The organism is Paenibacillus phyllosphaerae, from assembly GCF_014192105.1.
GTDB lineage: Bacteria > Bacillota > Bacilli > Paenibacillales > Paenibacillaceae > Paenibacillus_Z > Paenibacillus_Z phyllosphaerae.
This window is the reverse complement of record NZ_JACHXK010000012.1, coordinates 94,222-111,047: the sequence shown is the minus strand read 5'-3', so window position 1 is coordinate 111,047 and position 16,826 is coordinate 94,222. Positions and strand designations below refer to the sequence as shown.

The window sequence follows — 16,826 nt, the reverse complement described above, 5'->3', positions numbered from 1 at the left end:
TCTCTCATTTTCTGGATAACACTTCCTGCCTGCGTTGATGATAAGCCACACCTTCGCAATGTGTCAACCCCTTTAAATTCGCGGGTTTTATGAAATCTGTTAGCAAATCGTTGCGTAACAACGCTGGGCAGCCCTCTTGTAGAGCCTCATTTTCACCAGCCATTACCCTCTTCCTGACGACGCGCAGAAAAACTGGATACAGATCCCAAAAATTATGTTGACACTGATATTCATTCTCATTTAGAATGCAATAAAGGTTAGTCGCTTTACTAATTTCTAACCGTTACTATGCTACATGTTAATCATACGTCAGGAGGAACACTCATGAAGAAAGCGGCAATAATGGTTTCCGTTATCGCCATGCTGACTGCCGGCTGCGGTCAGCCTGCTGCGGCGCCTGATACCACGGCTGCTGGGACCTCTCCCCAAGCCGTAACGGTAACGGATTTTGCCGGAAGAACGATAGCCTTCGATCACGTGCCACAGTCGATCGCCGCGCTAAGCAACGGCGAGGTCGATATTGTATATGCGCTCGGCGGAGAAGTCGTCGGCCGGCCGGCCTCCAGCTCCCCCGTGCCGGTGAAGGAAGCCGAGGAAGCGTTCGAGATCGGCTCCACCCACGGCATCGATCTGGAGAAGCTTGCACTGATTGCTCCCGATGTCGTACTCGGCAACAATCCGATGAATGCGAAGGATATCCCTTCCGTCGAATCGCTCGGGTCCAAGATGGTCCTCTCATCGGCCAATTCCATAGCGGATATTAAGAAGCAAATCACGCTTTTCGGTCAGCTGCTGCAGCGGGAAGACAAAGCTGCTGAGCTCAATACCGCAATAGATGATAAGCTCGCCGCCTTACAGACGCAGACGGGGGGCGAGAAAACTCGCGTGCTGCTCGTCTACGGCGCGCCCGGCACTTATATGGCCGCGCTGAATAACTCGCTGGGCGGCGATATCTTGACGCTGGCCGGAGGCGAGAATATTGCAGCGGATTATCCAAGTCTGGAGAGCTATCCGCAATATGCGCAGCTGAATACGGAGAAGATCGTAGAATCTAATCCGCAGCTGGTGCTGCTGATGAGCCATACCGATCCTGACAATGTGAAGGAAGGATTCCTGAAGGAGATGGCGCAGAATGCGGCTTGGAGCAGTCTCGATGCCGTGAAGAATAACCGCGTCGAGGTGCTTCCCGCCGATCTGTTCGGCTCGAACCCCGGCACGCGCGTAACCGAAGCGCTGGATCGGATGAGCGAGCTGTTGGCATCGGTGAAGCCATGATGGATCTGGCCAAGCGCACTTCCCGCCGGAGATGGAGCATCGTAATCTCGCCTATCCTGCTGATTGCCGTTACATGCTATGGGTTGTCTTACGGGTCCGTCTCCGTCTCGCTCCGCGAGATCTGGGAGGTGTTCACCTCGTCCGGAGAGCCGCTCGCACAGAAGATCGTCATGAATTTGCGGTTTCCCCGCGTGCTGATCGGCCTGCTCGTCGGAGCATGTCTGGCCGCCTCCGGCGCGCTGCTCCAGGGCGTCATGAAGAATCCGCTGGCCGACCCGGGCGTCATCGGAGTATCGGCAGGCGGCGGATTGGCCGCGATCATGTGCATGATCGTCTTCCCGAACTTAAGCTATTTGCTGCCGATTCTGGCTTTTGCCGGGGCATTCTTGACATCGATTATCATCTATCTGCTCTCATGGAGCAGCGGATCTTCGCCGCTTCGGATCGTACTCGCCGGCGTCGCCATCAATGCGCTCATCGGCGCGATAACCAACGGATTTATGGTGATCTACAGCGATCGTGTTCAAGCCGTTCTCCCTTGGCTATCCGGCGGTCTTAGCGGCAGAAGCTGGTATCATCTGTCCTTCATGGCTCCATATGCCATTACGGGACTTATTCTCTCCCTATTCGCCATCAAGACGGCGAATCTGATGCTGCTCGGCGACGATTCCGCCAAGCTGCTCGGGCAGAAGGTCGAACTCCAGCGGCTTAGCCTTATCCTGCTGTCCTCCTTGCTCGCCGGAGCGGCGGTCAGCGTCGCCGGTCTCGTCGGCTTCGTCGGGTTGGTCGTCCCTCATGCCGTCCGGCTGCTTTTGGGAGACGATTATCGTTTCTTGCTGCCTTTGTCCATTGTCGGAGGCGCATCCTTGGTCGTATTCGCCGATACGATCGCCCGCTCCGCGATCGATCCGATCGAGCTGCCCGTCGGCATTTTGCTCGCGGTCATCGGCGCACCGTTCTTTTTATATTTATTGAAGAAACGAGGTGTCGCGAACGCATGACGGCTATTGAAGCGAATGGGCTTACGCTGGAACTTGGCCCATTCGGGCTGAAGGATCTATCGATTGCGATTCCCGAGGGCGAGATGACCGCCATCGTCGGTCCTAACGGGTCGGGCAAATCTACGCTGCTGCGGATGATCAGCAGGCTTCAGAAACCGGACAGCGGCGAAGTCATCATCCAAGGCCGTGACGCCGGAGCCTACAGTACGGCACAATTCGCGCAAACCCTAACGATGCTCACGCAATCCAAGGGCCAGATGCCGGATCTCACCGTCAGGGAGTTCGTCGCTTACGGACGCTCGCCCTATAAGCGGCTGTTCGACCGGATGAGCGAAGAGGATCACGGCATCGTGAACTGGGCGCTGACGTTAACCGGCACGATCCGGCACGAGAATCGGATGTTCCATACTTTATCTGGAGGTGAGCAGCAAAAAGTCCGTATTGCGATGGCACTCGCGCAGAAAACAAACATATTGCTGCTGGATGAACCGACCACTTACCTGGATCTGGCCCATCAGCTTGACCTTATGGAGATGCTGCAGGCAATCAACCGCGATTACAAGCTTACGGTCGTCATGGTGCTTCATGATTTGCAGCAAGCCGCAGCCTATTGCGATTACATGATCGCGATGCAGCGGGGCCGCGTCGTACATACCGGCAAACCCCGGGAGCTGTTAACCCCTCGTTTTTTACAGGAAGTATATCGGATAGACGCCAAGGTCGCGTTCGAAGACGATTACCCTGTCATTATACCTATTCGATCCGGCGCAAAGCCCAAGGAGGAACCACCCATGATTATTGTTACGAACACATCCCAGATTACGAAAGGCGAAGCGCACAAGCTGATCGAGCGCTTCGACCGAGTCGGCAAAGTCGAGTATATGGAAGGATTTCTCGGTCTTGAAGTTCATCTGACCGAGAACACGAAGGAGTACGATGAGGTGAGCGTTGTTACGAAGTGGCGCTCCAAGGAAGACTTCCAAGCGTGGACGCGCAGCGACGCATTCAAGGAATCCCATGCTCATCGCAAGACGCCGGAATTCATCATCTCGAACAAAATCTCGTTCTATGAGGTTAAAATCGTTCGCGAGCCTGCTGCCGTAACGGGCGAATCTTCGAACGCCAGCTAGCCGCCGACACGTTTGCGTCATACCCAAACATAATGAAAATCAGCCTAAGTCCCCGTCAGCAGGCGGAAGATCTAAGGCTGGTTTTTTCATTCAGAACACCAGCTGAACCAGCAGCATATAAGCAATCGTGCCGGCAGCGATCGAGAGCAGCATGTTGCGGCGCCAGATGTGAAGCCCTGCGACGAGCGTAACCGAGATCAGCTCCGGCATTCCGTGGCTGTCGGATAGCAGATCAACATCCTTCAAGCTGTAGATGACCAGAAGGCCAAGCGCGGCAGCCGGCAGCACTTTCCCGAGATACTGGACATAGGGCGGAACCGGACGTCCCGACGGGAAGAGCAGGAACGGGATAAACCGGGTCATCATCGTGCCGAGCACGACCATGGCGATCGTGATGCACCGTTCGAGAAGCGTCATCGTCATGCCGGTTCACCTGCTTTTTGCCGCCCATTCCGCATGAACGTCAGGAGGGCGAGTATGCCGATCATCGCGGGGAGGATAAAGTTGCTGCTTCCGAACACGATCACGCAGACGAGCGATACCACTAGTCCCAAGAGGGAACTGCGATGGTTCGTCTCCTTCATCCATTGCTCGATGAAGATAACGACGAAGAGCGCCGTCATCACGAACTCCAGCCCCTCCATATTGAGCTTGATCAGCGCACCGAACAGTCCCCCGATCGTCGCTCCCAATACCCAATACACATGATTGAGCAGCGTAACGAACAGCATATACCAGCCTTTGTCCACGCCTTCCGGAATACGGGCCGTGTTGTTGATGGCGAAGGATTCGTCGCACATGCCGAAGATGAGATAATACTTCTTTCTGCCCGCCTTGTTATACTTCCCCAGCATGGAGAGACCATAGAATAGATGGCGTGCGTTGACCATTAGCGCGAGGAACAAGGCGCCCAGCGGGTTGAACGCGCCGAGCAGCAGGCTGACGGTGACGAATTCCATCGAGCCGGCGAAGATGAGAAGACTCATGAGGAACGTATACCCCACATGGAAGCCCGATACGTTCATGTAAATGCCGTAGGCGATACCTAAGAACAAGAAGCCTGCCAAGATGGGGATGGTAGCGGGAAAAGCGGCACGAAAGGCGGCCGAATAAACATCCTTGTTGCTCTTCATGTTGCGTTCGTTCTCCTTGATTGGATATTTGTTTGTTATCATAACCGCGTAAATCCATACAATCAATGATATAATTGTATGGATTACAATTTTGGCGAGGTAGCTTATGCCCATCAATTCATTCGTTGACTACCCCATGTCGTGGAGACCGGACAAATCCACCTTGACTCGCCCGCTCTATCTGTCGCTGGCCAAGTTGTTGGAGCAAGATATTGCAAGCGGAGCCTTAGCCCCAGGTGCCAAGCTGCCCCCTCAGCGGGAACTGGCGGATTTTCTCGACGTTAATTTCACGACGATTACGCGCGCGTACAAAATTTGCGAGAACAAAGGACTCCTCTACGCCGTGACCGGCAGCGGCACGTTCGTTTCCCAGAATGCGGCCCGTTCGATCACCATCTCCAAGGACAGCGAAAGCCAGGATTGCATCGATCTTGCCTTCGTCGCCTCCTTCGAGCAGACCAACCCGATCGTGGCTTCGGCGGCAAAAAAAGTAATGGGAAAAAGCTATCTGGAAAGCTTATTGAACTACAATAACCCGACAGGTCTGCCTCACCACAAAACAGCCGGGCTGCGTTGGATGGAGGCATTCGGCATTGTTGCCAAGACGGACCAGGTCGCGATCGTGTCGGGAGGCCAGAACGCGCTGGCCATCACCGTGCTCGCGCTATTCGAACCCGGCAATCGCATCGCGGTCGATATGTTCACCTTTTCCAATTTCATCGAGATTGCCAAAATGTATCGGATTCAGCTCGTTCCGATCGCCGGCGATCGAGACGGCATGCTGCCGGATGAGCTTGACCAACAGTGCCGGCTGCTCGACATTCACGGCGTATTCCTAATGCCCTCTTGTTCGAATCCGACGTCGGTTGTGATGACGGCCGAGCGGAAACAACGGCTCGCAGCGATCATACGCGAGCATGAATTGATCGTCATTGAAGACGATATCCATGCATTCCTACCCAGTGACGGCGCTGACGCGCACATGAATCAACCGTTCTTCAGCCTTCTTCCCGATCAGACGGTCTATATCTGCAGCACCTCCAAGTCCATCTGCTCCGGGCTTAGAGTGGCCTATATCGTGTTCGGCATCATGTTCAAAGAGAGGATCGAGAAGGCCATCTTCAACATCAACGTGAAGACTTCATCCCTGGATACGGAAATTGTGACGGAGCTTATTCTATCGGGCAAAGCAAGCGAGATTGCGGCGCACAAAATAGAGCTATCCCAGGCTTCGAATGACGTGTTCGCCCGCTACTTCCCTCAAATCGCGGGACAAGGCCATCCCTTGAGCTTCTACCGCTGGCTGCCGATCGCAAGCAAGCAATCCGGCATGCACATCGAGCAAGCGCTGATCGAACAAGGGATCCTCGTCTACCATTCCGACCGCTTCCTTAGCGGAGCCGGAAAAGCGGGGAACTTCTTGCGCGTGTCTCTCGCCTCGGCCCGCTCCCTGGACGAATTGGACAAGGGGCTGGCGATTCTGCAGCAAACGTATATGGATCGCTTGAATGCGTAAAATTCAAAAAAAGCCGCCATATTGGCGGCTAATCACTCGGGCTGTTGCACTGAACCAGCAGCAATCGCTTGCCGTGCGCAGGTCAACGGGGGTCGATATTCCTTGCGAGAATCTCGCTCGCCTTCCTTCTGAATTCCACGGCCGCGAATTCCGGGGTGATCGTATCGAAGAGCAGCTGATCATACAGCTTGCGGAGCACATCGGTCACCTCTGCGGAACCTGGCGGATCGAGCGGGTCCATCGGACTGCTGTGCTGCTCGACCCAGCGGATATAGTCGAAGATCTGCTCGAGCTCGGGTTCGATGTACGGCGTCAGCTCGTCCTGCACCTTCTTCGATACGGGGACGCCCCGCTCTCCTTTCAGAATTTTGTTCGCTTCCACATCGTTGACGAAGAAGCTGATGAATTTCGCCGCTTCCTCCTTCACCTTGGAGTTCTGCGCGATCGAGAACATCATTCCGGGCTTGAGGAACATGCCCTTGTCCAAGTTCGGTCCTGGCGGAGGAGCGATGGATAGCGGCTTGCCGTATTTCCGGGTCGCGCCGATGAACTGGTTCGAATATCCCCAGCCGAGCAGCGCCTTCCCTTGATAGAAGGGGTCCTCCTCTCCCTCCCGCAGATCCGTATTCCAGATATCCGGTGTGAAGATAAGCCGATCTCTCGCCAGGCGCTGCATCCGGCCGAAGTAATCGACGAACAGCGAATCGTCGTCATAACCGAGCTTCGTCCCATCTGCCGCATACAAGTTCTTCCCATGCTGCCTTAGATAGTAAGCGAAAAATTGTTCCGGGGTCAGGTCGGTTCCTACATAAGTGCCCGTTCCCTTCACGACGCTCCCCATCGCCTCCAGGTCGTCCCATGTCCAGTCGGCCTCCGGCGGCTGAAGACCGCTCGCCTGGAACACCTGCGGATCATACACGGTATACAGCGCATTGACGCCAAGATTGAACCCGTACAGCTTGTTCCCCATCTTGCCCCCCGCCAGCGTAGATTCGCTAATATGCGTCGTATCGATTAACCCTTGGTCGATGTAGGACGTCAAATCTTCCAACAGCTCGAGCGAACCATACTGGGACAAATACGAGACGTCCATCTGAATCACATCCGGCAGCGCGTTGCCTGCGGCATACGGGGCCAGTTTCTTCCAATATTCATTAAACCCGGTGTATTCGAATTCGATGCGCACATGAGGATGCTGCTGCTCGAACATCCGGATAACCTGGATCGTCGCTTCGTTACGCAAATCGCCTCCCCACCAGGCGACCCGGAGCGTGACCGGCTCTTCGTCAGGGCGCTCCCATACATCCCGTGAAGGAGGTTGGCAACTTGCGAGCAGCGCGACGATCAGCAGCAAGCTAAGACTTGCGATGATTCTTCTCATGCCGACTCCTCCTGTGCATACGGCAGCAGAATGCTGACGCGTGTCCCTGCGCCTGGCGTACTCTCTACGCGCAAGCCATAGTCGCAGCCGAAGGCAAGCTGCAGGCGGTCCCGGATATTAGTGAGTCCGATTCCCGTCCCTCTCGTCTTCACTTCGCCGCTCAGCACTCGTTCAATATGTCCCTCTTCCATCCCCGGACCTTGATCCTCGACGATTACGGCGAGCCGCCCATGTTCCTGAACGACATAGATCCGAATCGCGCACGGCTCGATCATCGGCTCAAGACCGTATTGAATGGCATTCTCCACGAGCGGTTGCAGCGTGAGCTTCGGAATGGCGACGCCAGCGAACGTATCCGGCACGTCCATATGAAAATGAAGCCGATGCTGGAAGCGGTATTTCTGAATCGTAATATAGTGCCGGACGATCTCCAGCTCTTCAGCCAACGTAATGACGTTCCGCTTCAGGCTGATCGACGAACGCAGCAGATAGCCGAGCGACACGACCATGCTCGAGATCTGCTCCTGCCTGCTCTTCTTCGCGAGCCAATGGATGGAATCGAGCGCATTGTACAGAAAATGCGGATTAATCTGCGCCTGCAGCGCCTTGAACTCCGTCTCCTTAATGATAAGCTGGTTCGTGTAATTCTCCTTGATCAGCGTATTGATCCGGGCCATCATTAGGCGGAATGTCCGCTGCAGCAATCCGACCTCATCCATCTGGTGGAACACGGGGGCATCCAATGCGGCGTCCATGCTGTCCAGATTACCCTGCTGCACCTCTTTCATCTGATTGATCAACAGGCGGATGGGCTTCGTCAAACTTCGGGCAAAGGCAAACCCGATGAACACGGCAATGAGCACGGTAATAACAAAGACGGCGATCATCGCATTCTTCATCAGCACGATCTGCTCGAAAATATGGTTGTACGGTACGAAATTGTAGTAGGTCCAACCGGTGTAACCGGATGTTTTATGCGAGAGGAACATAGCCTCGCCGTTCACCCGCTTAATCGCATACCCAGCCGGCAGCTCCGCCGCCTGCATAGCCTGCGCCATCCCCGTCGAAGCGCCGTCATAGGGATAAATGACTTGCCCGCCCGCTTTCAGCACGATATCGCTGTATGGGGCAGCGACGCCTGCGTAATCCTCGACGAGCCGCTTAATATTGATCCGCAGCATCAGCATGCCGATCGGCTTCAGCGTCATCGGTTCATAGACCCGGACCTCGCGGACCATCATGAGCATCGGATCGCCCTCATCCGGATACAGCCAGCGGACGGCGCCTCTGCCGCCCTTGGCGAGTTCCAGCATGCGCGCGTATTTATCGTCGGTTAACGTTACGGTCTCCCCGTACTTGCTGGCCCGCTCGTTCGCGTCGAGCAGATAGACCGACTGCACGTACCGCTCCGCTGTGCTGATATGCGCCCAGAGCCGATCCGTCAGCCGCTTGCGGATGACATAGCCGGCATACTCCGAATCATCCAGTTGCAGCTCCTGAAGCCCTTCTTGGATTTGTTTGTCCGAGATGATCGTCAGCGACATCGATTCGAGCTTCTTCAGCTCCATATCGATCGTCGTCGAGGACAGGTTGAGCAGCCGGTACGATTTGTCGTACAGCTGACTGTCATACGTGGAATAGGCGTAGTACAACGAGCTGAAGGCGAGCGTGATGATCAGGGTAACGATAATCATGATGACGAGGAACATTTTCGACTTGATGCTTAAGTGACGGATCGCTTTCACTCCCGCTAAGCCCCCTCTTCTAATGTGCGGCGAAGAACACGCGGCCTCCCGACAAACACAAACTACCCGCCGAGCTAAATTTTTTTTAGCACCGGCAGGTAGTTAAATTGTGGTCTTATTTGCTCTGATAACGCTCGTAAGCCGCTTGATGCAGCTTGATGGCTTCGTCGATGCCCATGCCCTTGATCGTCTCGACCATCTTGTCGAACTCGGACACCGGCTTCGTGCCGTTGATGATCGCCGTCATCGTTTCGTTATAGTATGTGTTCACCTGGCTCATGATCGACGTCACTTGGCTCGCTTCGTCGATCGTCAGACGGATCGGAGGAAGCGTCAGTTCGGCGCTCTGCTTCATCCACTCGGCGTTCGCGTCCTTCTGGCCTTGGTCGAACAATAGCGCGTCGAGATATTTGCTGTCCTGGTTGATCGGGCCGTCCATGATCGACAGCGCGTAAGTCGCCAGCGCCTGGTCGTAAGTGAGGCCGTTCGGGTTCTTCACGATCGTATCCGTGAACTTGTACGTATCGCCTTCCTTGGTGTAGCTCTCGCCCTCGACGCCGAAGTTGAACAGGTCGCTGCCCTGCTGGCTGTAGTTGAAGTCCATCCATTGCACGATGTACTTCAGCTTATCCTCGTCGGCGCTGGCCGTAATCGCTTCGCCGTACGTCAGTACCTTCTGGTTCAGGTTGAACGCCGCGTATGATTTTCCGTCCGGCGCGAGCGGAGACGCTACGCCGGTCAGGTTGAAGTTCGGATCCGTGCCGCGCATCAAATTGAAGAATTTGCCCATACCGCTGAAGACGCCGCCTTGGTACGAGCCTGCCAGGTTGTTCGTTACTTTATAGTCGAACGCCTTGCCGTCATTGGTCATAATCTCCGGATCGATCAGCCCTTCCTTATACCACTGTGCCATCGTCGCCAGGTAGTCTTTGTATCCCGGTTCGATCGGGCCGTATGTAACCTTGCCATCCTTCATCATGAAGCCGCCGATCAGGCCGAAGGCCGGAGCGAAGTCATGCAGCTTGGTAAGGTTGCCAGGTCCCCAGTTGCCCGTGAACGGAAGCTCATCCGGCTTGCCGTTGCCGTTCGGGTCTTTCTCCTTGAACGCCTTGAGCACCGTATGCCATTCGTCGATCGTCGTCGGCGACTTGAGACCCAGCTTGTCGAGCCAATCCTTGCGCATGATGAGACCGGAAGTCGCGTTCAGCTTGAGCGCGTCGAGCTTCAGCAGCGGGAACATGTAGATCGTGCCGTCGTCGAGCGCGATCTGCTTCTTCACGTCCGGATCGGACTCGATAATCTTCTTCAAGTTCGGCGCGTATTGATCGATCAGCTCATTGAGGCGGATGATGCGGCCGTCCTCGATCATTTTCTCCGGGCCGCCTACGGCATCCGCCCAGTTATAGTAGATCACATCCGGCAGATCGCTGCCCGCAATGAGCAGGTTGAACTGGTCCTTCTGCTGGCCGAGGGGCGGATGGGTGAAGTTCGCCTTAATGCCGGTCAGCTCTTCCTTCTTCTTGTAACCGGCCATCTCGCCGAAATTCTCCAGCGAGGCGGTCAGCTTCGCATCATTCGCACGCCAGTAGTCGATCGTGAACGACTCGCTCGCGATCGGCAGCGGAATCTCGGTCAACGCCGTTTCGGCAGCCGGCGCCTCTGAGGCCGGCTTCTCCGTATTGGTATTGGTGCCCGTCTCCTTGTTGCCTTCTTCCCCCGTATTATTCGAACATGCGGACAAGATGCTGAGGACGAGCATCGAACTTGCCAATACGAACCCCATTTTTCTCATCGATAAATCCCCCTTCAAGATGGTGTGGATTATTGTTTAACGGCACCGATTAGAGCGCCTTGGACAAAAAAGCGTTGGATGAACGGGTAGACGGCCATGATCGGCAACGTCGAGATAATGATCGTCGCATACTTGATGTTCTCGCCGATCGCGAAGCCGGTATCGGCTCCCGCGCCCATCGACTCCGTACTGCTGCTGATCAGAATATCGCGCATGACGATCTGGATCGGATACAGCTCCTGGCTGCGCAAATACAGCATCGGCGTCACGTAATCATTCCAGTGATCGACCGCGTAGTAGAGCATCATGACCGCGAGAATCGACTTGGACAGCGGAAGCACGATGCGGAACAGGATGCGGAAGTCGTTCGCCCCGTCCAGCTTGGCGGACTCGATCAGGCTGACCGGCACGCTCTCGAAGCTCGTCTTCATGATGAGGAAGTAGAACGTGTTGATCGCTCCCGGGATAATCATCGCCCATCGCGAGTCGACCATTCCCAGATTCTGAATGAGCAGGAAGGTCGGAATCATGCCGCCCCCGAAGAACATCGTGAACGTAATGAGCTTCATCATCGTCTTCCTGCCGTATAGATCCATCCGCGACAACCCGTAAGCGGCGAAGGACGTCATCAGGAGGTTGACCCCCGTACCGGCGACCACGTAGAAGAGCGTGTTGAGGTAACCGCTATAAATCTTTTTGTTGCTGAAGACATGCTTGTAAGCATCGAGCTGGAAGCCCTCCGGCAGCAGCATGAACGATCGCGAGCGGAGCAGTTGATCCGGATCGCTGATCGAGGAATTGAAGACGTAGAGCATCGGGTAGAGCGATATTGCAATAACCAAGAGCAGCAATATCGTGTTAATCGCATCAAAGACATGTTCGCCGAACGATCGCTTCATTGGCCCCTCCTATTACCAAAGACTTGTGGAATTGACTCGTCTGCTAATGTAATTGGCCAGCAGCAAGAGCGAGAAGTTAATCATGCCGTTCAATAGGCCGACCGCGGTGGAGTAGGTGTAGTTCCCCTCCAGGATGCCGGACCGGTATACGAATGTTGAGATGACATCCGAGGTTTCGTAAGTCGGCGCAGTCTGCATGAGCAAGATTTTCTGGAAGTCGGAGTTCATCACGGCGCCCAAGCGAAGGATAAGCATAACGACGATCGTAGGCATAATGCCCGGCAGCGTAATATGCAGCAGCTGCTTCCAGCGTCCGGCGCCGTCCATCTTCGACGCTTCGTACAGCTGCGGATCGATCCCGCTCAGCGCAGCGAGGAAGATGATCGACGCCCAACCCGCGCCTTGCCAAATATTCGAGAGAATGTAGAGCGGACGGAACATATCCTTCTCGGCCAGGAACATGATCGGCTGCAGGTCGAACAGACCGCGCACGACGTTGAACAATCCGCCATCGAGTGCTGAGAACGTTTTCAACATACCGACCACGACAACGACCGAAATAAAATGCGGCATGTAGCTGAACGTCTGCACCGTGCTCTTGAACCATTTTTTGCGAACCTCATTGAGCAGCAGCGCGAGAATGATCGGGGCCGGGAAGCCGAACACGATGCTGTATAAGCTGAGAATTAGCGTGTTCTTAATGATCCGCCAGAAGTAATAGCTCTCGAAGAACATCGTGAAATTATCGAATCCGATCCATTTGCCTTCCATGATCCCTTTGATCGGACTGTATGATTTCTGGAATGCCATCAAGAGGCCGTACATCGGGGCGTAACTGAAAATCACGTAATACAGAATGACGGGTATGAGCATGATGTACACGTATTTATTCCTCAGCAGCTCTTTCTTGATAAAGGCTGCCTTACTGGTCTTCACCTTAGCCGGCTTCATCGCCAGTTGGGTCTCCACTTTCATCGGTTCGTCCTCCATCCTTCACGTCAATCACCCTGGTTATGGGATAAATATACCTTGCCTGCCATTTGGTGCCTATGTTCATTTCCGGTTCGTTCGTGTTCAAATCAGACAAGTTTGCCACCCCATCCCTCCAGTGGAGGGAAACAAGGGGAGAGCCCCTTGGACCCCCGTTTTACTTTTTTAAAAAATGTCTTTCCCTCGCCCCTTCACTTCTTCGAAAGTAACCATGGGCGAACCCCTGAACCCCATTTTCACCCTCGCCCCTTCCCCCTCCGCTGAGGGGAACCAAGGGCCCCGGCCCTCTGGACACCCGGAACTAGCGTGACTCGGCACTCGGCCGTCTTCGATCTGTCCTTTCGATGTTGGCCCGCGTTGTTCCCCTGGCGGATTGGGTCGCATGTATCCATGCGCCATTCCTGTTGTTGGGACAAAGCTCTTAGTTTGCGCTTCGTTCGTTACGGTTTGCCTTGGGAGTAGACCTGAGACTGTCGACAAGTTGCAGACTCCCTGCTATTCCTCGCTTGCCGTCCACTTCGTGGACACGCTCCACGTTTACTGCTTACTGAAAACGCAAAACCCTGCTTCGCGTCTGTAGACGAAGCAGGGTTTTATGGGCTGATATATGACATCGCTCATGGCTGGGGGATTTTGCGATATTCCGTAAGGGTGTAGTCGGTGTATTTCTTGAACATTTTGCTGAAATACGAGGCGTTGCAGCCGAAGCCTACCTGTTCCGCGAGCGAGGCTACCGTCACATTGTCGCCCCGATCGAGCAGTTCGATCGCCTTCTGCATCCGGTAGTTCATGACGTAGTTGGTGAATTTCTCGCCCGTCTCCAGCTTGAACATTTTGCCGACATAATCGGGATTCATGTAGATCTCGTTCGCTACCGTCTGCAGCGTCAGCGTATCGTCCCTATACTTCTGCTGCACAATGTGCTGGATCCGCTGCACCAGTTGGGATTGCTTACGGCAAGTCTGCTCGAACCGCTCCTGGGCGATCGACTTGGCAATCGAGAGCACCAGCTGCTGGAACGCCTGAAGCGTACTGTGCTCGATCTGATGCGGCAGCTGATCCAGATATGCTTTCATCTCCGCAGGATTGCACAACCTGATGATCTCCATGAAGATTTGGACCATGTACGACTTGGTCTGGGCGATGGTGAACTTCGGCGCGGCCAGCTGTTCGAACAAGCTGCGCAGCTCAAGCTCGGAGTCCTGCCAGTGACCGGCCTTTATGGGCAGCAGCAGACGCTCGGCATCGAAGACGAAATCCTCCGTGCTGGGATCATCGGGGAGTGCAATGTCCCGCTCCATGATGAGTCCTCCTTGCCCGAGATAGAAACGATGGCTCAAGCAGTTGAGCATCCGCAAGTACAAGGTCCGAACCTGTCCCAGCTCGCCGGGCTCGCTAAGCGCCGCCATCACATCGTAGCGGTAATAGCGCTTGAACGTCTCCCGCAGGGCATGCACCCGTTGGAACAGCATCTCTTCCGCTAGCTGATCCTCCATAAGCAGCAATACCCGCCCGCCGACCGTTGTGCTGAGCATCGGATTAGCGAAGATATCTTGGGCGATATTTTGGGCCGCGAACAGATGCTCATACTCATGTCCGCTCTCGATATCGAGCAGCAGCAGCCGAACGCGCAAGGTACGAAATTGCAGCCCGAACAGTTGGCAGAAGAAATGCCATTCCTGCATGCCGTAGGTTTTGTTCATGACGAGCTCCTTCAAGAACTGCTCCTTCGCATGCGGCAGGACGCGCTCCAGGCTGTATTGCATCGCCTGGACGAAGGATTCGTTCTCATCCTTCCCCCGCTTGGAGCGGACAATATCCCGCAATGCCTCCTCCAGCTTCTCTTCGCTGCACGGCTTGAGCAAATAATGCTTCACGCCGAATTGCATCGCAGTCTTCGCGTATTCGAATTCCGAGAATCCGGTCAGCATGACGAAGTCGATGTCCGCGTCGCGGGATCTGACCGTCTCCACGAGCCTTAGTCCGTCCATGCCCGGCATGCGGATATCCGTGATGATAATATCCGGCGACTGTTCCTCTACGATTGTCAGCGCTTCCAATCCATTGGACGCCGTACCGATCAATGTCGTCCCGAGCGCCTCCCACTCGATGACCGATGAGATCCCATCCAGAATAAGCGGCTCATCGTCGACCAAGAGCACTTTGTACAAGGGCCATACCTCCTTAGCGTATGAAGGATGTTAGACAGCAGATGTACGTTCAACTCCTTTAGTTATACTAAATGTTGGAAGCGCATTCAAGCTTTGGCCGGGCAAAGCGTTAAAGAAAAAGAAAAAGCGCTTAACATCGCCTAAGCGTTCGTTAAGCCCTTCATCCTCGTTCTTATCCTGCATCCTAATGCCTATTCTTCATCCTGCCGCCTATCCAGCATCCCAAGTCCTATCCTTCAAGCAGCGACATCTGTTCTTCCATATAGCGAGTCCCTTGTGCGACATTGGCAGGGCTCACGCGCTCGATGCGCGCCAAATCCTCTTGCGTCAGCTCGACAGCCGAGGAAGCCGCGTTCTCCTCGATATAGCGGATGCGCTTGGTTCCCGGGATCGGCAGCGCTCCATTCGCTATCGTCCAAGCCAGAGCCAATTGCGATGGCGTGCAATTTTTCTCACCCGCAATCACCTTGATCTGATCGACGATCGCCAGATTCTTGTTGAAATTGTCGCCTTGAAAGCGCGGCATGTACCGGCGAAGATCATCCTCGGCCAAGTCTTCGAACTTGCGCAGCTCCCCGGTAATGAATCCCCGGCTAAGCGGACTGTAAGCGACATGCGTAATGCCCAATTCTCTTGCCGTCGGGAGAATCTCGGCTTCAATATCCCGGCTCCAGAGCGAATATTCGCTCTGCAAGGCCGAGATCGGATGCACCGCATGCGCGCGGCGAATGGTGGAGGCAGACGCTTCCGACAAGCCAAGATAGCGGACTTTGCCGGCCCGCACCAGGTCGGCCATCGCGCCGACCGTCTCCTCGATCGGAACCGACGGGTCTACGCGGTGTTGGTAGTAAAGATCGATATAATCGACGTTTAATCGGCGCAAACTCTCCTCTACGGCTTGTTTGACGTAATCCGGATGGCCGCTGAGGCTGGCATAATTCGGGGTATAGGAGAATTTAGTCGCGATGACGGCTTGCTCTCGTCGTCCCTTGAGCGCTTGGCCGAGAAGCTCCTCGTTATGCCCGTTCCCATAGACATCGGCGGTATCGATCAACGTAACGCCCAATTCCAGCGCGTGATGGATCGTCTTGATCGACTGCTCATCGTCGGTCTCCCCATAAATCCCCGGCGACATCCCCATAATGCCTAGTCCGATCGCAGAAACGGCCAGGTCGCTGAGTCCCAATGTTCTTGTCTTCATCTTTTCATCCCTCTTTACCGTTTTATGGATTGCTGTTGAACTTCCATTTGCGCTAGCATTGCGCTCTCCGAGACGACTCTGCCCTTCTCGATGTCTTCATAGATGGCCAGCTTGTTATTCACGGCGTCCAATGCCTCTGCCAGCTCGCGCTGACGAACGAACAACTCTTCCTTGTACTGGTTCAGTATCGCCTTCCGCTGCGGAATCGTGGAATCGCCGTCCAATGCGAGGTTGACCATCCGCTTCAGTACGGACATCTTCATGCCCGTCGCCCGAAAACAGGTCATCAGCCTAATCCAATCCAGATGCTCTTGCTCGAACTGACGATTCCCGTGCTTATCCCGCTGAATGTAAGGAAGCAGCCCTTCCTTCTCGTAATAACGAATGGTAGGCGCCGGGCAGCCTAGCCGCTCTGAAGCTTCTTTGATCGAGAATGCCATGTTCGTTGTCCTCCTTCATTCGGATGATTTCAGCGATGATCGGTTGGCTGATGCTTATGCTAAGCGTTAAAGCGCACTTTAAGGCAAGCGTTATTTTTCACATTAGAAAAAGACGCACGAACCACCCGTTACGAGCGCGTTCATGCGTCTGG

General features: G+C 54.7%; 14 protein-coding genes. 4 read left to right on the top strand and 10 right to left on the bottom strand.

Annotation, left to right across the window (positions count from 1 at the left end; translation table 11 throughout):
* Positions 1-324: 324 nt before the first annotated feature.
* The 3 genes from FHS18_RS22265 to isdG are packed head-to-tail and all read left to right on the top strand — an operon-like array spanning position 325 to position 3,406.
* Positions 325-1,275, top strand: a complete 951-nt coding sequence (locus FHS18_RS22265) for an ABC transporter substrate-binding protein (protein WP_183602575.1) — start codon at positions 325-327, stop codon at positions 1,273-1,275.
* A complete protein-coding gene (locus FHS18_RS22260; RefSeq protein ID WP_183602643.1) occupies positions 1,275-2,276 on the top strand; it encodes a FecCD family ABC transporter permease in 1,002 nt (333 codons plus the stop codon). Before FHS18_RS22265 ends, FHS18_RS22260 begins: the two co-directional genes overlap by 1 nt.
* The gene (gene isdG / locus FHS18_RS35005; protein WP_183602574.1) at positions 2,273-3,406 is read left to right on the top strand and encodes a heme oxygenase; all 1,134 of its coding nucleotides are present in this window, start codon (positions 2,273-2,275) and stop codon (positions 3,404-3,406) included. The genes FHS18_RS22260 and isdG overlap by 4 nt, the downstream gene beginning before the upstream one ends.
* Before the next feature lie 90 nt (positions 3,407-3,496).
* Here isdG and FHS18_RS22250 read toward each other — a convergent pair whose 3' ends face one another.
* Both FHS18_RS22250 and FHS18_RS22245 read right to left on the bottom strand, forming a co-directional pair.
* Positions 3,497-3,829 (bottom strand): branched-chain amino acid transporter permease, encoded by a 333-nt coding sequence (locus tag FHS18_RS22250; protein WP_183602573.1) that lies wholly within the window; start codon positions 3,827-3,829, stop codon positions 3,497-3,499.
* A complete protein-coding gene (locus tag FHS18_RS22245) occupies positions 3,826-4,539 on the bottom strand; it encodes an AzlC family ABC transporter permease (RefSeq protein ID WP_221401421.1) in 714 nt (237 codons plus the stop codon). Before FHS18_RS22245 ends, FHS18_RS22250 begins: the two co-directional genes overlap by 4 nt.
* A gap of 106 nt (positions 4,540-4,645) precedes the next feature.
* Between FHS18_RS22245 and FHS18_RS22240 the strand changes: the two genes are divergently transcribed.
* The gene (locus FHS18_RS22240; RefSeq protein WP_183602571.1) at positions 4,646-6,055 is read left to right on the top strand and encodes an aminotransferase-like domain-containing protein; all 1,410 of its coding nucleotides are present in this window, start codon (positions 4,646-4,648) and stop codon (positions 6,053-6,055) included.
* Between the two features lie 82 nt (positions 6,056-6,137).
* Here FHS18_RS22240 and FHS18_RS22235 read toward each other — a convergent pair whose 3' ends face one another.
* The 8 genes from FHS18_RS22235 to FHS18_RS22200 form a co-directional block, all read right to left on the bottom strand.
* A complete protein-coding gene (locus FHS18_RS22235; RefSeq protein ID WP_183602570.1) occupies positions 6,138-7,436 on the bottom strand; it encodes an ABC transporter substrate-binding protein in 1,299 nt (432 codons plus the stop codon).
* Positions 7,433-9,181 (bottom strand): histidine kinase, encoded by a 1,749-nt coding sequence (locus FHS18_RS22230; protein ID WP_183602569.1) that lies wholly within the window; start codon positions 9,179-9,181, stop codon positions 7,433-7,435. The genes FHS18_RS22235 and FHS18_RS22230 overlap by 4 nt, the downstream gene beginning before the upstream one ends.
* A gap of 115 nt (positions 9,182-9,296) precedes the next feature.
* Positions 9,297-10,973, bottom strand: a complete 1,677-nt coding sequence (locus FHS18_RS22225) for a type 2 periplasmic-binding domain-containing protein (RefSeq protein WP_183602568.1) — start codon at positions 10,971-10,973, stop codon at positions 9,297-9,299.
* A 29-nt stretch (positions 10,974-11,002) separates the two neighbouring features.
* Entirely contained in the window at positions 11,003-11,872 is an 870-nt protein-coding gene (locus FHS18_RS22220; RefSeq protein ID WP_183602567.1) for a carbohydrate ABC transporter permease, read from the bottom strand.
* A gap of 12 nt (positions 11,873-11,884) precedes the next feature.
* The gene (locus tag FHS18_RS22215; protein ID WP_183602566.1) at positions 11,885-12,847 is read right to left on the bottom strand and encodes an ABC transporter permease; all 963 of its coding nucleotides are present in this window, start codon (positions 12,845-12,847) and stop codon (positions 11,885-11,887) included.
* A gap of 632 nt (positions 12,848-13,479) precedes the next feature.
* Entirely contained in the window at positions 13,480-15,024 is a 1,545-nt protein-coding gene (locus FHS18_RS22210) for a response regulator (RefSeq protein WP_343060631.1), read from the bottom strand.
* Between the two features lie 238 nt (positions 15,025-15,262).
* The gene (locus FHS18_RS22205) at positions 15,263-16,234 is read right to left on the bottom strand and encodes an aldo/keto reductase (protein WP_183602564.1); all 972 of its coding nucleotides are present in this window, start codon (positions 16,232-16,234) and stop codon (positions 15,263-15,265) included.
* 14 nt (positions 16,235-16,248) lie between these two features.
* On the bottom strand, positions 16,249-16,674 hold the full coding sequence (locus FHS18_RS22200; protein ID WP_183602563.1) for a MerR family transcriptional regulator: 426 nt from the start codon (positions 16,672-16,674) through the stop codon (positions 16,249-16,251).
* Positions 16,675-16,826: the final 152 nt, after the last annotated feature.

What these genes read in the sequence shown, in the direction of transcription:
- FHS18_RS22215 (WP_183602566.1), bottom strand. Translation starts at nt 12,847, where the DNA reads ATGAAAGTGGAGACCCAACTGGCGATGAAGCCGGCTAAGGTGAAGACC.
- FHS18_RS22235 (WP_183602570.1), bottom strand. Translation starts at nt 7,436, where the DNA reads ATGAGAAGAATCATCGCAAGTCTTAGCTTGCTGCTGATCGTCGCGCTG.
- FHS18_RS22220 (WP_183602567.1), bottom strand. Translation starts at nt 11,872, where the DNA reads ATGAAGCGATCGTTCGGCGAACATGTCTTTGATGCGATTAACACGATA.
- FHS18_RS22245 (WP_221401421.1), bottom strand. Translation starts at nt 4,539, where the DNA reads ATGAAGAGCAACAAGGATGTTTATTCGGCCGCCTTTCGTGCCGCTTTT.
- FHS18_RS22225 (WP_183602568.1), bottom strand. Translation starts at nt 10,973, where the DNA reads ATGAGAAAAATGGGGTTCGTATTGGCAAGTTCGATGCTCGTCCTCAGC.
- FHS18_RS22200 (WP_183602563.1), bottom strand. Translation starts at nt 16,674, where the DNA reads ATGGCATTCTCGATCAAAGAAGCTTCAGAGCGGCTAGGCTGCCCGGCG.
- FHS18_RS22250 (WP_183602573.1), bottom strand. Translation starts at nt 3,829, where the DNA reads ATGACGATGACGCTTCTCGAACGGTGCATCACGATCGCCATGGTCGTG.
- FHS18_RS22240 (WP_183602571.1), top strand. Translation starts at nt 4,646, where the DNA reads ATGCCCATCAATTCATTCGTTGACTACCCCATGTCGTGGAGACCGGAC.
- FHS18_RS22205 (WP_183602564.1), bottom strand. Translation starts at nt 16,234, where the DNA reads ATGAAGACAAGAACATTGGGACTCAGCGACCTGGCCGTTTCTGCGATC.
- isdG (WP_183602574.1), top strand. Translation starts at nt 2,273, where the DNA reads ATGACGGCTATTGAAGCGAATGGGCTTACGCTGGAACTTGGCCCATTC.
- FHS18_RS22260 (WP_183602643.1), top strand. Translation starts at nt 1,275, where the DNA reads ATGGATCTGGCCAAGCGCACTTCCCGCCGGAGATGGAGCATCGTAATC.
- FHS18_RS22265 (WP_183602575.1), top strand. Translation starts at nt 325, where the DNA reads ATGAAGAAAGCGGCAATAATGGTTTCCGTTATCGCCATGCTGACTGCC.